The organism is Hymenobacter sp. DG25A, from assembly GCF_001280305.1.
Taxonomy (GTDB): Bacteria; Bacteroidota; Bacteroidia; order Cytophagales; family Hymenobacteraceae; genus Hymenobacter.
In genome coordinates, this window is sequence record NZ_CP012623.1 from 661971 (window position 1) to 675503 (window position 13533).

Sequence of the window (13533 nt, forward strand, 5' to 3'; positions counted from 1 at the left end):
ACTTAGCGCCGCCAAAGCGAAAAAGTGCCTCTGAGTTTGGTAGAAGCCAGATAATGGTGTATGTTTGCGTCCCCAATCCGGTGACGTGACCGAGTGGCTAGGTAGAGGTCTGCAAAACCTCCTACAGCGGTTCGAATCCGCTCGTCACCTCTTTTCCTAGTTCCTGTTTTCTATTGCCTAGTGCCCCAGCCGATTAGCCCCGGCTGGGGTTTTGGCTTTTTAGCCCGTTTTGGAACGGTATTGCAGAGAAACAGTAGAAAAATCCCGACCTTCCCGCATGCCAGTCAGCCGCTTAGCGGTGGCGGGCGTAAAAATAATGGGGGGAGCTCCCAAAGTGCCTATCCATGGGCCGCATTGCTCCGTAGAACTGCGCACGAAGTACAAGTCCCCACCCTAATCCCTGTATGAAAATTGTAGAACTGCGCACCATGCGCGGACCGAGTTACTGGTCGGTCAAACATCACAAACTCATTGTTCTGAAGGTGAACCTGGAGGAGTTTGCCGGTAAGTGGTCGAATGAATTTCCGGGGTTGGACAAGCGGCTGACGAAGTTACTACCGGATCTGGGGCAGGAGAAAACGCATACCTCCTATACCCAGCAACAAGCGCTGAAACATCCGCCCCTCACGCAGGAAATGTTGGCTGATGGCGAGCCGCTGGGCCACATCGTTCAGCACGTAGCCCTGGAGTTGCAGCGCTTGGCCGGCATGCCGGTGCATTGGGGCAAGTCCTACCCGTCGCATGAGCCCGGCGTAGAGTACGTGGTATTCTGCTACCAGGAAGAGCGCGCCGGCCGCCGCGCGGCCGAAGCCGCCGTGGAGATTGTGGAGTCGCTCTGCAAAAAGCAGAAAGTCAACATCAAGCCAATTATTGACGAGCTGCACGATATCCGGGAAGAAGAATTCTTCGGTCCCAGTACCTACAGCATTGTGGCCGAGGCCGCCTCGCGCAATATTCCTTACATCCAGCTTAAGAACAGCAACATCATTCAGCTGGGCTACGGGGTAAACCAGAAGCGCATCTGGGCTACCACCACTAGCTATACCTCGCACGCCGGGGTAGAGGTGGCCGGCAATAAGAACCGTACCAAAGCCCTGCTGCACGATGCGGGCGTGCCCGTGCCCCGCGGTACCACCGTGTACTCGCCCGATGGGCTTCGCGACGCCATTGAGGAACTGGGTTTCCCCATTGTAACCAAGCCGCTGGACGGCAACCATGGCAAAGGTGCCAGCATCAACATCACCAACTGGAAAGATGCGCTGGCGGGCCTGAAAGCCGCGCAGGTATACTCCAGAGCCGTGATTGTGGAGCAGTTTGTGGTAGGCCATGACTACCGCCTGCTGGTAGTGAATGGCAAGCTGGTAGCGGCCGCCCGCCGCACCCCGGCCAGCGTAACCGGCAACGGTAAAAACACCATTCAGCAGCTGATTGATGAAGTAAACAAAGACCCCCGCCGGGGCGTGGGCCACGAGAAGGTGCTCACCAGTATCAAGGCCGATAAGCACACCGTCGATTTGCTGAAAGGCCAGGGCCTCACCCTGAAATCGGTGCTGCCGGCCGGCGAAGTAATCTACCTGAAGAGCACGGCCAACATCAGCACCGGCGGCACCGCCACCGATGTAACCGACCTGGTAGACCCCTACAACGTGCTGCTGGCCGAGCGGGTAGCGGGCATTGTAGGTCTGGATATCTGCGGTATTGATCTGCTGACGACCGACATAGCCATTCCGCTGAATGAAACCCGCGGGGCCGTAATTGAAGTAAATGCTGCGCCCGGCTTCCGGATGCACATTTCGCCTACCGAAGGGTTGGCCCGCAACGTGGCCGCGCCCGTGGTGGACATGCTGTTCCCCCGGGGCAGCACCTCGCGCATCCCTATCATTGCCATCACCGGCACCAACGGTAAAACCACTACCACGCGCCTGATTGCCCATATGGTGTCATCTCGCGGCTACAAAGTGGGCTTTACCACCACCGATGGTATTTACATTCAGGGCCGGCAGCTGCAGAAAGGCGACTGCACCGGCGGCCAGAGTGCCGAGTTTGTGCTGAAAGATCCCACGGTAAACTTTGCCGTGCTGGAAACCGCCCGCGGCGGTATGCTGCGCTCGGGCTTGGGCTTCCACACCTGTGACATTGCCGTAGTAACCAACGTGGCCGCTGACCATCTGGGCATGCGCGACATCAACACCGTGGAGGAAATGGCGCAGGTGAAGGGCGTGCTGCCCCGCACCGTGCGCAAAAGCGGCTGGGCCGTGCTCAACGCCGACGACGACCTGGTGTATGCCATGCGGGAGAAGCTGGATTGCCGCGTGGCCCTGTTCAGCATGAACGAGCACAGCCCGCGCATTCTGGAGCACGTGGAAAGTGGGGGAGTGGCCGCCGTATTTGAGGAAGGCTACATTTCCATCTACAAAAACAGCTACAAGCTGCGGATAGACCGCGCCTCGGAGTTTCCGGTAACGTTTGGCGGCCGCGCCCGCTTCAATATCGAAAACTCTCTGGCAACAGCTCTTACCGGCTACCTGTGCGGCTTCGAGCGCGACGATATCAAAACCGCGCTGCGCACCTTCGTGCCTTCGGCCAGCAAAACGCCGGGCCGCATGAATGAGTACAGGTTTCCTAAGTTTGATGTTATTGTGGACTATGCGCACAACACGCATGGCATCAGCAAATTTGCCGAGTTCCTCAATGCTACCCCGGCCACCCGTAAAATCGGTATTGTATCGGGGCTGGGCGACCGGCGCGAAGAGGATACGCTGGGTTTTGCCCGCATTGCCGGCCAGATCTTTGACGAGGTAATTCTGCGGCAGGACCGCGACCTGCGCGGCAAAACCGCTGAGGAGCTGCGGGAACTGATGACCCGCGGCCTGCGCCTGGACAAGACGGAGCTGCCCATCACCTACATTGAGCATGAAATGGAGGCTATTGACCATGCCCTGGCCAATGCACCGGAAGGTGCCGTGGTGGTCTTGTTTACCGAAAACATTGCCGGTACCGTAGCGAAGCTGGAAGAGTTTGAATCGAGCCTAAAAAAGGAGTAAGCACCACGCTTATACTTGACACAAAAAAGCCCCGCTACAATCTGTAGCGGGGCTTTTTTGTTGCGTGGATAAAGAAATAGAAGGCTGGCCTCCTGGTCCTGTTTCGTCTACTTCAGGGTGAACTTGGTCGTGCCAATCAGGTAGCCATCCGCGTAAAGCTCTACGGTATGCACGCCGGGCTTGTACTCCGTGCCTTTGGCGTACACAAACTGTACGTTCTGCTTGGTGTTGTCGAACACCATGTCCTGCTTGGCGGTGTAGAAGGCTTCAGCGCCATCTACCATAAACGTGCCGCCGCCGGTGCTCAGGTTATACAGGGCCGAGCCGTCGGGCTCAATCAGGCGCATCATGATTTGCTTGGTTTCCTTCGGGGCCACATCGTTGCGGGCCAGGTTGAAGGCTACCTTCACTTTTTCAACACGCTTGGCTTTGAACACGTCCTCGTCGTCGTCCTTCTCCTTACCGCGGGAGTTGATAACGTTTACCCGGATGTTCTCGGCCTGCAGCCGCGACGCAATGTTTACCTTCTCGTTTAGCTCTTGGTTGGTGCGGGCAATGGTGGTAATGGTGTCGGTGAGCTTGTTCTGCCGCTCTTTCAGGGTAGTCGTCTCCGTATACAGAGCCTCATTATCCGACTTCAGCTTGGCAATTTCCTCGTCTTTCTGCTTAAGCTGGCGCTCAAAGTTGCTGGCCCGGTCGCGGAAGCGCTTCTGCTCCGAGAGGGTAAAGCTGCCGGCCCGGAAGGAGCGCAGCTTCAGCAGATCCGCATTAATGGAGGCAATTTTGTTTTCCAGCGAGTCGTTGGCCAGGCCCATGGACTGAACTTCCTGGCTCTGGCGCTCAAAATCGGCTTTCAGGGCTTCGTACTGCTTGATTTGCTCTTCCAGCTTGGCGTCTTTGGCTTGCACATCAGCGGTGAGCTGCTCATTTTGCTTGCCCTTTTGCTGATTCATGTAGAAAAGGACGCCGTTGATGCCCAGTAGCACCAGAATGAGGGCTACTACCAGCAGCACGCGGCTGTTATTCTTGGGCTCCGGATTTTGGGCTTGTTCCATTAGAAAGGGGTTAAGTTAAACCCGGACAATCCGGGCTGTGCGTTACCTTTACGCACAAAAATAAAGGGATTGGCTGCCCACGCAAGAGGGTGCCCGAAAATACATACTTCTATGCAAGTTGCACCAACCCTCGATGCGTCCTATTGGCGCCGCAGATACGAAGCCGGCCGCACCGGTTGGGATGCGGGTGCTATTACCCCGCCGCTGCAGGCGTATTTTGAGCAGCTGACTGGCCCCGATGACCGCCGTATTCTTATTCCAGGGGCCGGCAGGGCCTATGAGGCCGAGTATTTGCACCGGCAGGGGTATACTAATGTGTGGGTGGTTGATATTGCCCCAGAGCCCCTGCAGGAACTGCGTAACCGCGTCCCGGATTTTCCGGTAGAACACCTCCTGCTACAGGATTTTTTCCAGTTGGAGCCCCAACCGCCCTTTGATCTTATTGTAGAGCAAACGTTTTTTTGCGCCCTGCCTCCCCATCTGCGGCCCGCATATGCGGCGCAATGTGCCCGTTTACTGGTGCCGGGCGGTACCCTGATGGGCCTTTTGTTCCAGAAAGATTTTGGTTCTTCCGTAGAGCCTCCGTTTGGCGGCACTCCGGAAGAGTACCGGGGCTACTTTGCTCCTTATTTCGATTTTCATCATTTCGACACGGCGTATAACTCCATTCCGCCTCGTCAGGGCGCGGAGTTATTTATCTGCCTGAAGAAAAAATTCAGCTGATTTACTTCGACCTCCTATGCTCACCACTCTCGCCAACCACCTGCCGCACTTCCGGCATACCAACTCCGGTCAGTTCTTTCTGATGGCCGGCCCCTGCGTTATTGAGGGGGAAGACATGGCCCTGCGCATTGCAGAGCAGGTGCGGCGCCTCACCGATAAGTATCAGATTCCCTACATCTTCAAGGGCTCTTACCGCAAAGCCAACCGTTCCCGCCTCGATTCCTTTACCGGTATCGGCGACGAAACGGCGCTGCGCATTCTGCAGAAGGTAGGCCGCGAGATGGGCGTGCCCACCGTTACGGATATTCATGAATCCGGGGAGGCAGCCCTGGCCGCTGAGTACGTGGATGTGCTGCAGATTCCTGCCTTCCTGTGCCGCCAGACTGATTTGCTGACCGCCGCTGCGGCCACGGGCAAAGTGGTGAACATCAAAAAAGGGCAGTTTCTGAACGGGGAGGCCATGCAGTTTGCCGTGGATAAAGTACACCAGACCAGCAATTCGCCCGTCATCCTCACCGACCGGGGCAACTCCTTTGGTTATTCTGACCTGGTGGTGGACTTCCGCAACCTGCCGGCTATGCGTGCTTTTGATGTGCCCGTGGTGATGGACGTAACCCACTCCCTGCAGCGCCCCAACCAAAGCAGCGGTGTAACCGGCGGCCAGCCCGCCCTCATCGAAACCATTGCCAAAGCCGCCATTGCCGTAGGCGCCGACGGCCTGTTCATTGAAACGCACCCCACGCCCGCTACCGCCAAGTCCGACGGGGCCAACATGCTGCCCCTGGATCAGCTGGAGGCCCTGCTGGTGAAGCTCACGCGCGTTCGGGAGGCCATTCGCTAACGCAGCATTGCGGTAGTCTAAACACCAGAAGCCCGGCTGCTACGTGTGTAGCAGCCGGGCTTCTGGTGTTTAGGAGAGAGTAGGGGAATAAATTAAGGATGATCCTGACGGACGGTAGCGGTGTTGTTGTTGCCCACCTGCAGAATAGCGCTGCTCTGCCCGTTGCTGCCTTGCCACACCTGCGCGGTATTAAAATCGCCTAGCTGGGCCTGCACGGCCGTATTGTTATTGCCATCCTGGTCTATGGTAGCTGCGTTGGCCATTCCTTCCTGGTATTGAAAGGCCAGGTTGCCGTCGCCGTGCTGACTCGTAGAGGCTTCGTTGCCATTACCAAACTGCATCTGAAGCGACGCATTAGCATTGCCAACCTGGGTCAGCGAAGCAATATTATTAGCCCCTTCCTGAATCTGCAGGCCAATATTGTCATCCCCTTCCTGATAAATATCGGCCTTGTTTTCGCTGCCCGTCCCTTGGTACTGAGTGGCCAGGTTGCCATTGCCTTGTTGGGTGATGCTAGCCCGGTTTGACAAATCATACTGTTCCTGATAGGCACTGTTGCTATTGCCCGTGGTGCTGATGGTCGCCACGTTAAAGTTGCCAAACTGCTGTTGCTCGCTGTAATTTAAGTTGCCTGTCTGCTCGGTTGAGGCCTCATTCCCCCGGCCATATTGATATTGGATAGCATTGTTCTGGTTGCCGGTTTGCGTAGCTACCCCCAGGTTCCCTACTACCTTCTGGGTCTGGTCAATCTTGTTTTCATTGCCGGTTTGCGTGGCCTCTAATTGGTTGATGAGGTCGGCACCATCGCCTAGTTGCTGTTGGGTTATGACGTTGGAATTTCCTTTCTGAAAGGCCAGCACCTTGGAGGAAATCTGTCCGGATTGCAACTGCTCAATGCTGTTGTCGTCACCGATCTGCTCAGCGGCGGCCTGGTTTCGTTCGCCCACCTGCGTAACAGTGGTCAGATTGTCGTTGCCGGTTTGCGCAACCGTGCTGGTGTTTTCCTGCGCCCGAACTGTTTGGGCGGCTACACATAAGGTGGCCAGTAGGAGGCCGCGGGTGATATAGTTGATCATAAGTAAAAGGGATAAAGGGTTGATAAATACATTTAGTTAAAATTAATATTTTAAAAGTTATAATAAATGTACTTTTTAATAAGATTATGACGTGTTTTCCATTGCATGCCACAGAGCGTGAGCAGGCCATAGGGCTAAAGAAAAAGCCCTGCGGTTGCAGAGTTTTCCAGTCAGAATAAGCAGGAAATGAGAATATCAGGCGGATAAGCGGCGGGTACTTTCCAACAAGTTATCCACGGGGTTGTCAAAGCGCAGGGTGAAATGCTGCTTGGGTTGCTTCCGCCGGAAGAAAACCAGCCCCACGTGGAACAGATCAATGGTAAGCTGCACCTGAGGATGGGCCTGAATGGAGGCCCAGGCGCGCTCCATTTCGGCAGACCAGTGGATATCATCAAATACAAAGACGCTTCCCTCGGTGCTGCGCGCCAGGCACTGCTCAAAATAGCGCATGGTGGGCTCGTAGCGGTGGTTGCCATCGAAGAAGGCAAAGTCCAGCGACTCCGGCAGCGCCTGCAGGGCTGGCTCCAGGGTTTCATCCAGGTTGCCCAGTACCAGCTCCACGTTTGGCAGGGCCAGCTGCTCAAACGTCTGCCGGGCTACTGCGGCGGTTTGAGGGCAGCCTTCAAAGCTGATAACCCGGGCGCGGGAATCGGCGGCGGCTAGGTAGGCGGTGGTGAGGCCGAGGGAGGTGCCCAGCTCCAGCACCGTGCGGGGCTGAAAATGATTCACCAACCGAAACAACAGCTGGGCCAGAGCCGCGGGCTTGGCGGCCGTGCGGGCTATGTCGCGCACAGGGCGCTGCCGGCCGGCTCCCGTATGGGAACCAGCGCCAAAGTCGCGCACCAACAGGATTTGCGGGCTCTGGCGCAGCTCCTGCCGCCGGGCTTCAATGGCCCCAAAAGCGGCAAACGCACCCCGATGATTAATAACGTGGGTATAGAGACCAAAAACGAACGGGGAATGCAGACCGTGCGCATTCCCCGAGCGGAGCAAAAACCGGAAGTAACTGATTGCCTGATGCAGCAAGGAGAAGATTCTAAAAGGAGGGTATCGGCTTCAGCAGGCCAAATGCAGGAGCTAGTTGAGGCGGAAAGGCACCACCAGGGTAAATTCGGGAATCTCCACGTCAAAGCGGCTGCCATCTACCAGGCGCTCCATCTGGTAGGTGCCGCGCATCTTGCCCATGCCACTCTTGAGGTTGCAGCCCGAGACATACTGGTGCGCCTCGCTGGGCTCCAGCACGGGCTGCTGGCCCACCACGCCTTCGCCTTCCACTTCGCGCACCACGCCATTGGCATCGTAGATGAACCAATGGCGGCGCAGGAGTTTCACGGTATATTCGCCGTTATTGCGAATGTCAATCTTATAGGCAAACACAAAGTGCTCCTGACTGGGGCTGGAATAATCGGGTAGATAGTTGGTCGTAACACTTACGGTTACTCCCTGCGTAGTGGTCGTATTCATGACTCCTGAGCTATGCGGTGAAGAACGTAACACCCGGGGGCGAAATTTGGTTTATGTACGCAAATCCGGGCCGTCTAGGCTTACCAAAACTTCAATAACTGTTTTTCTGGTATGAATGTAAAGATAGAAGAAAGCTGGCGTAAGGTACTCGCTGACGAGTTCGAAAAACCATATTTTCAGCACCTCACGGCTTTTCTTCGGGGAGAGTATGCTACGGCTACCGTATACCCGCCCGGCCCGCAGATTTTTCATGCCTTTGAGGCTTGCCCCTTCGATAAGGTGGAGGTGGTAATCCTGGGTCAGGACCCTTACCACGGCAAGGGGCAGGCCCATGGGCTGGCCTTCTCAGTAGCCGAGGGAGTGCGCACCCCGCCTTCCCTGCAAAATGTTTTCAAGGAGCTGCAGGAAGACATACCCGGCACGCCCCCGCCCCCCAACGGCAACCTCGACCGGTGGGCCCAGCAGGGCGTATTGCTGCTCAATGCCACGCTCACGGTACGCGCTGGGGAGCCCGGCTCTCACCAAAAGAAAGGCTGGGAGCAGTTTACCGATGTGGCTATTCAGAAAGTATCGGAGCTGAAGGAAAACGTGGTGTTTATTCTGTGGGGGGCCTACGCTCAGAAAAAGGGCGAAATCATTGATACCAGCAAGCACCTGGTGCTGAAAGCCGCCCATCCATCCCCCTACGCCGCCGACCGGGGCTTCTTCGGCTCCCGGCCCTTCAGCAAAACCAACGAATACCTTATAGCCCACGGCAAACACCCCATTCAGTGGTAATGCATCTACAAGAAAAAAGCCTCGCACACTGCGAGGCTTTTTTTCTGCATGAACAGGGCTGATTTAGTCAATCAGATGGAACAGGCGGCTCCACCGGATTTTGCTGAAGAAGTTGGGTGCGAAGGGGTCTACCGACAGCCAGATGAGTACTGCTTTGCCCACAATATGGTCGGCGGGTACAAAGCCCCAATAGCGGGAGTCTTGGGAGTTGTGGCGGTTGTCGCCCATCATGAAGTAGTAGTTCTGCTTGAACGTGTACTGCGTAACGGGCTTACCATTCTGGTAGATGGTATCGTCCTGCCAGGTTACGCCGCTGTTATGCTCGTACTGGGCAATGATTTTAAAATAAATCCCTGCGTTTTCGGGCGTAATAGTTACCGTCTGGCCTTCCTTCGGAATCTGGAGCGGGCCATAGTTATCGGCATTCCAGGGGCGGGTAGTGGCGCTTAGCGGAGTGGGTGAGGGAAAGTCTACGGTGTTGGGGAATACGCTGGGGTCGGGAATGCCGGCGGGCAGGCGCTGCTCCGTGAGGCGCTTCACGTAGGGCTGCTCCCGCAGGAAAGCCGCGGCTTCATTGGTGAGGTGCACCGTGTAAAAGGCCGTATCGCCCTGAAACAGCGGCTGCGGAATGCCCATATGGTCGTAGTCCACCACGCTATGCTCGCGGAAGATATCATCCCGGATAGGAGCGTCGGTAGCCAGCTCGTAGCTGGTTTGCAGCTTGGGCGGGTTCTGGGCGGGCTTGCCGTTGATATAAACCTGGCTCTGGCGCACCTCAATCTGGTCGCCGGCTATGCCAATGCAGCGTTTAATGTAATTGGTGCGCAGGTCGGCGGGGTACTGCTTCTCAAACGGCACGTTAAACACTACCACGTCATTGCGCTTCACCTCGGAAAACCCCGGCAGGCGGTGGGAGGTAAGCTGAATGGCGTCGGAAAAGCTGGGAATATTGGTGCCCCAGATGGTTTGGTGCGTGAGGGGTACCTGCAGCGGCGTTTGGGGCGTGCGGGGGCCGTAGTGCAGCTTGCTCACAAACAGGTAGTCGCCTACCAGCAGGGAGTTTTCCATGGAGGGCGTCGGAATGGTATACGCCTCGAAGGTGGCCCAACGAATCAGGGTAGCTGCTACTACCGCAAACAGGATAGCATCACCCCACTCGCGCGCAACGCTTTTGGGTTTTTTGTGGGTGGTCTCCGTCGCGGGATTTTTCTCCCAGAATTTTACGGCCATGAGTCAGGTCAGCAGAAAGCAACTAGAAGAGGAAAGCCTCGCTATGGGAGAGGAGTTCCTGATAAACGGCGGAATATCCGACTAATTATGCGAATGTGGAATATGCTTCGGCTTACAGGCCCAGCAGGTCTTTCATCCCGAATACGCCTTGGTGGCCGGGCAGCCATTCGGCGGCCAGCAAAGCCCCTTGGGCAAAGGCATCCCGGCTGTGGGCTTCATGCTTCAGCTCAATGGTATCGAGGGCGGAAGTATAGGTTACAATGTGCGTGCCCACTACTTCGCCTTCGCGCTCGGAGACAATAGCCAGTTCCTGCTCATTGGCGGTAGTTTCGTTGCGCCAATGGGTTTTAGTAGGGAAGTGGCGCAGAATGCCTTCGGCGGTGGTGAGGGCCGTGCCGCTGGGCTGGTCTACTTTGTGCACGTGGTGAATTTCCTTCACCTGCACATCGTAGCCGCCAAACTGATGCATTTTAGCAGCTATGTACTCGTTGAAGTGAAAGAACAGATTCACGCCCACGCTGAAGTTGGAGGCGTAAAAAAGCGAGCCATCAGCTTCCTGGCACAGCTCACGAACTTCTTCAAAGTGGTGCAGCCAGCCCGTGGAGCCGCACACCACCGGAATGCCCTGGCGCAGGGCCGTGGATACGTTCAGAAAGGCGGAGTCCGGGTGGGTAAACTCAATAGCCACGTCAACGGTAGCCGGCGTGAAATCGGTAATGCGGCTTTCCGGCCTAGATGGATCTATAATGCCGGCAATACGATGACCCCGGGCTATGGCCTGTGCTTCCAAGGCATGACCCATTTTACCATAGCCAATCAGCAGAATATTCATTCAACGCTTAGATTTCAATTGAAAAGAAAAAGCAACGCCGGGGGTTAGGCCGGAAGTGGGCACCCGCAACACGCTGGGCTCCCAGTGCAAGCTCAGGTCGTCGCTGATATCAAAGTCGTGCAGGTGGGCATCCACCAGCGCGTCCACAATGTTTAAGGTATAAGCTACAGCCGTATAAGCAATCCAGGTATCCCGGCGGGCACGGTAGAAAACCAGGCCCGCTTTGGCAGCATCGTCCGTGGGCTCCAGGCCAGAGCGGGGGCCGTCATCAGTGGTAAGCGAGTCGCCATCAATACGGGCCCGATAGCCGCGGGAGTACTCTTTATAGCGGCGCTGATAGAAAATTTCCACCGCCAGCGTGCCGCCTATGGCCCCGTATACCAACGGCAACTTCCAGTATTTGCGGTTATAAATCTGACCGGCGCCGGGTAGAACGGCGGATAAAATGGCCGCTTTCTTCGGCCGCGTCACGTGCCAGCCCAACAGCCGCTCGGTGCGGCGCGTGGTGTCCGGCGCAGTAGGCGGGGTGCTTACTTGCACCGAGTCCGGCCCGGCGGTAACCACGGTTTGCGCCTGTACTGAACCGGTCAGCAGCAGGGCTGGCAATAAAGCCAGCAGTATAGCCCGCAGGCGGCCTTGCAGGGCGTTACCTGTCCAGGCATTGCCCTGAGCTTTCCGCAAGCCTTCCTTAGTTCTGTATCCATTCAGCAGAATATTCATTCAACGGTTGGATTTCAGATGAAAAGAAAAAGCAATAGCGGGCGTAGGAGCTGCAGCGGGTAACTGAAGCACACTGGGCTGCCAGTGCAGGCTCAGGTCGTTACTAACGTCGAAGTCGTACAGGTGGGCATCTACCAGTGCGTCCACAATGTTTAGGGTGTAGGCCAGCGCAATGCCGCCTATCCACTGGTCGCGGGAGGTTCGCAGGGAACTTAGCGTGGTATGTACGTTGGCATCCGAGAGTTCCTTCCCGGAGTGCTCTCCTTGGTCAATGGTTCTGGGGTTGCCATCCATCCGGGCTTCATAGCCCCGCGCATACTCTTTGTAGAGGCGCTGGGCATGCATTTCTCCGATAATAGCACCCCCAATAGCCCCGTATACCAGCGGCAGCTTCCAGTATTTACGGTTATAGATCTGCCCGGCACCCGGGAGCACGGCCGAGAGAATAGCGGCTTTCTTTGGCCGCGTTACCGACCAGCCCAGCAACCGCTCGGTACGGCGGGTAGAATCAGACACTAAAGAACCGGCGGTAAAGGCCTGCGCCCATCCCTGACCGGCCAGCAGCAAGACTGGCAATGAAGTCAGAAGGATATGACGCAGCCCGTTATGCATAGCTGTGCTTACGCGGGTTGTAGAATATGCAGAATACGCTGCATGTCCTCCACGGAGTCGAAAGCAATTTTGATTTCGCCGCGGCCCTGCGGTCCGGGCTTCACCATCACACGGCTGCCAAAACGCTCCGAGAGGTGGCGCTCGGTACGGCGTAGCTCTGCCACGGGTACCTGCACGTTGGTTTCCTGTACCTGCTGGGCACTGGGTGCGTCGGCGGGCTTGGGCAGGCCAGCCCCGGTACGCACCAGCTGCTCTACCCGGCGCACCGACAGCTCCTCGGCTACAATGCGGTGGAACAAAGCCAGCTGCTGCTCGGCATCCTCAATGCTGATAAGGGCGCGGGCGTGGCCCATGCTGATTACCGCATCGCGCAGGCCTACCTGGATATCGGGCGGCAGCTTGAGCAGGCGCAGGTAGTTGGTTACCGTAGAGCGGTTTTTGCCTACCCGGTCGCCCAGCTCTTCCTGCTTCAGGTTGCACTCGCTCACCAGGCGCTGGTAGCTGAGGGCAATTTCAATGGCGTTAAGATTCTCGCGCTGAATGTTCTCAATCAGGGCCATTTCCAGCATCTGCTGGTCATCGGCCTTGCGGATGTAGGCGGGAATGGTATCCAGGCCAGCCAGCTTGGACGCCTGCAAGCGCCGCTCCCCGCTGATGAGCTGGTAGGCGTTGGTGCCCGTCTGGCGTACCGTTACGGGCTGAATGATACCCTGAATCCGGATGCTTTCGGCTAGCTCCTGCAGCGCTTCCTGATCGAAGTGGGTGCGGGGCTGATAGGGGTTGGCTTCGATGTGCGCCACCGGAATGAAGCCCACCGAGTTGACGGGGTGCGACACGAGCCGGTCACTCTTTTTCTCGTAGCTGCCTTCAATCAGGGCATTAAGCCCCCGGCCCAGACCACCTATTTTACGCTTGGGTGTCGCCGCTGGCGTAGATTTCTCTTCGGGTTTCTCTGACATACCTGCAATAGGCTTCTGCCCAACACCGGGCAAAAGCAGGATTCAAAAATACACAAACGTCGGGGAAGGATGGGAAATTTTGTTGGGCCGGGGAATTGTGGGCAATCAGGCCAGCGGAACTGCCTGCTCCTCAACTAAAAAAACGGCCAGCGTCATCTTATCGATAACGCTGGCCGGAAAGAAATTCGCTGGCAGAGTGG

General features: G+C 56.6%; 13 protein-coding genes and 1 tRNA gene. 5 read left to right on the forward strand and 9 right to left on the reverse strand.

What is annotated here, in order from left to right; genetic code table 11:
- Positions 1-79 precede the first annotated feature (79 nt).
- A tRNA-Cys gene (locus AM218_RS02800) sits at positions 80-150 on the forward strand.
- Positions 151-404: 254 nt separating this feature from the next.
- Positions 405-3044 (forward strand): cyanophycin synthetase, encoded by a 2640-nt coding sequence (gene cphA / locus AM218_RS02805; protein WP_054411669.1) that lies wholly within the window; start codon positions 405-407, stop codon positions 3042-3044.
- Between the two features lie 107 nt (positions 3045-3151).
- Here the strand turns inward: cphA and AM218_RS02810 are convergent, their stop codons facing one another.
- Positions 3152-4099, reverse strand: coding sequence for a DUF8428 domain-containing protein (locus AM218_RS02810; RefSeq protein ID WP_054411671.1), 948 nt, complete (start codon positions 4097-4099; stop codon positions 3152-3154).
- A 111-nt stretch (positions 4100-4210) separates the two neighbouring features.
- Here AM218_RS02810 and AM218_RS02815 point away from each other — a divergent pair, with 111 nt between their 5' ends.
- Positions 4211-4822 carry a methyltransferase domain-containing protein gene (locus tag AM218_RS02815; protein ID WP_054411673.1) on the forward strand — a complete coding sequence of 204 codons (612 nt, stop codon included), beginning with the start codon at positions 4211-4213 and terminating at the stop codon, positions 4820-4822.
- A gap of 16 nt (positions 4823-4838) precedes the next feature.
- Complete coding sequence (kdsA, locus tag AM218_RS02820) at positions 4839-5663, forward strand: 3-deoxy-8-phosphooctulonate synthase (protein WP_054411675.1); 825 nt, start codon at positions 4839-4841, stop codon at positions 5661-5663.
- Positions 5664-5755: 92 nt separating this feature from the next.
- On the opposite strand, the gene AM218_RS02825 is transcribed toward kdsA, so the two are convergent.
- The 3 genes from AM218_RS02825 to apaG form a co-directional block, all read right to left on the reverse strand.
- Positions 5756-6739, reverse strand: coding sequence for a hypothetical protein (locus AM218_RS02825; RefSeq protein WP_054411677.1), 984 nt, complete (start codon positions 6737-6739; stop codon positions 5756-5758).
- Positions 6740-6934: 195 nt separating this feature from the next.
- The gene (locus AM218_RS02830; RefSeq protein WP_231717530.1) at positions 6935-7732 is read right to left on the reverse strand and encodes an O-methyltransferase; all 798 of its coding nucleotides are present in this window, start codon (positions 7730-7732) and stop codon (positions 6935-6937) included.
- Positions 7733-7816: 84 nt separating this feature from the next.
- Positions 7817-8203 carry a Co2+/Mg2+ efflux facilitator ApaG/CorD gene (gene apaG, locus AM218_RS02835; protein ID WP_054411681.1) on the reverse strand — a complete coding sequence of 129 codons (387 nt, stop codon included), beginning with the start codon at positions 8201-8203 and terminating at the stop codon, positions 7817-7819.
- 111 nt (positions 8204-8314) lie between these two features.
- Here apaG and AM218_RS02840 point away from each other — a divergent pair, with 111 nt between their 5' ends.
- On the forward strand, positions 8315-8980 hold the full coding sequence (locus AM218_RS02840; RefSeq protein ID WP_054411683.1) for a uracil-DNA glycosylase: 666 nt from the start codon (positions 8315-8317) through the stop codon (positions 8978-8980).
- A 63-nt stretch (positions 8981-9043) separates the two neighbouring features.
- Here AM218_RS02840 and lepB read toward each other — a convergent pair whose 3' ends face one another.
- From lepB to AM218_RS02865, 5 genes are all read right to left on the reverse strand, one after another.
- Entirely contained in the window at positions 9044-10210 is a 1167-nt protein-coding gene (gene lepB, locus AM218_RS02845) for a signal peptidase I (RefSeq protein ID WP_054411685.1), read from the reverse strand.
- Between the two features lie 112 nt (positions 10211-10322).
- A complete protein-coding gene (dapB, locus tag AM218_RS02850; protein WP_054411687.1) occupies positions 10323-11042 on the reverse strand; it encodes a 4-hydroxy-tetrahydrodipicolinate reductase in 720 nt (239 codons plus the stop codon).
- The gene (locus AM218_RS02855; protein ID WP_054411689.1) at positions 11043-11762 is read right to left on the reverse strand and encodes a DUF5683 domain-containing protein; all 720 of its coding nucleotides are present in this window, start codon (positions 11760-11762) and stop codon (positions 11043-11045) included.
- The gene (locus AM218_RS02860) at positions 11763-12374 is read right to left on the reverse strand and encodes a DUF5683 domain-containing protein (RefSeq protein WP_157547486.1); all 612 of its coding nucleotides are present in this window, start codon (positions 12372-12374) and stop codon (positions 11763-11765) included.
- Between the two features lie 8 nt (positions 12375-12382).
- Positions 12383-13333 (reverse strand): ParB/RepB/Spo0J family partition protein, encoded by a 951-nt coding sequence (locus AM218_RS02865; protein WP_054411692.1) that lies wholly within the window; start codon positions 13331-13333, stop codon positions 12383-12385.
- Between the last annotated feature and the right edge of the window lie 200 nt (positions 13334-13533).

Excerpts from the sequence above, each read along its gene's own strand:
- cphA (WP_054411669.1), top strand. The coding sequence starts at position 405 with ATGAAAATTGTAGAACTGCGCACCATGCGCGGACCGAGTTACTGGTCG.
- AM218_RS02810 (WP_054411671.1), bottom strand. The coding sequence starts at position 4,099 with ATGGAACAAGCCCAAAATCCGGAGCCCAAGAATAACAGCCGCGTGCTG.
- AM218_RS02815 (WP_054411673.1), top strand. The coding sequence starts at position 4,211 with ATGCAAGTTGCACCAACCCTCGATGCGTCCTATTGGCGCCGCAGATAC.
- kdsA (WP_054411675.1), top strand. The coding sequence starts at position 4,839 with ATGCTCACCACTCTCGCCAACCACCTGCCGCACTTCCGGCATACCAAC.
- AM218_RS02825 (WP_054411677.1), bottom strand. The coding sequence starts at position 6,739 with ATGATCAACTATATCACCCGCGGCCTCCTACTGGCCACCTTATGTGTA.
- apaG (WP_054411681.1), bottom strand. The coding sequence starts at position 8,203 with ATGAATACGACCACTACGCAGGGAGTAACCGTAAGTGTTACGACCAAC.
- AM218_RS02840 (WP_054411683.1), top strand. The coding sequence starts at position 8,315 with ATGAATGTAAAGATAGAAGAAAGCTGGCGTAAGGTACTCGCTGACGAG.
- lepB (WP_054411685.1), bottom strand. The coding sequence starts at position 10,210 with ATGGCCGTAAAATTCTGGGAGAAAAATCCCGCGACGGAGACCACCCAC.
- dapB (WP_054411687.1), bottom strand. The coding sequence starts at position 11,042 with ATGAATATTCTGCTGATTGGCTATGGTAAAATGGGTCATGCCTTGGAA.
- AM218_RS02855 (WP_054411689.1), bottom strand. The coding sequence starts at position 11,762 with ATGAATATTCTGCTGAATGGATACAGAACTAAGGAAGGCTTGCGGAAA.
- AM218_RS02860 (WP_157547486.1), bottom strand. The coding sequence starts at position 12,374 with ATGCATAACGGGCTGCGTCATATCCTTCTGACTTCATTGCCAGTCTTG.
- AM218_RS02865 (WP_054411692.1), bottom strand. The coding sequence starts at position 13,333 with ATGTCAGAGAAACCCGAAGAGAAATCTACGCCAGCGGCGACACCCAAG.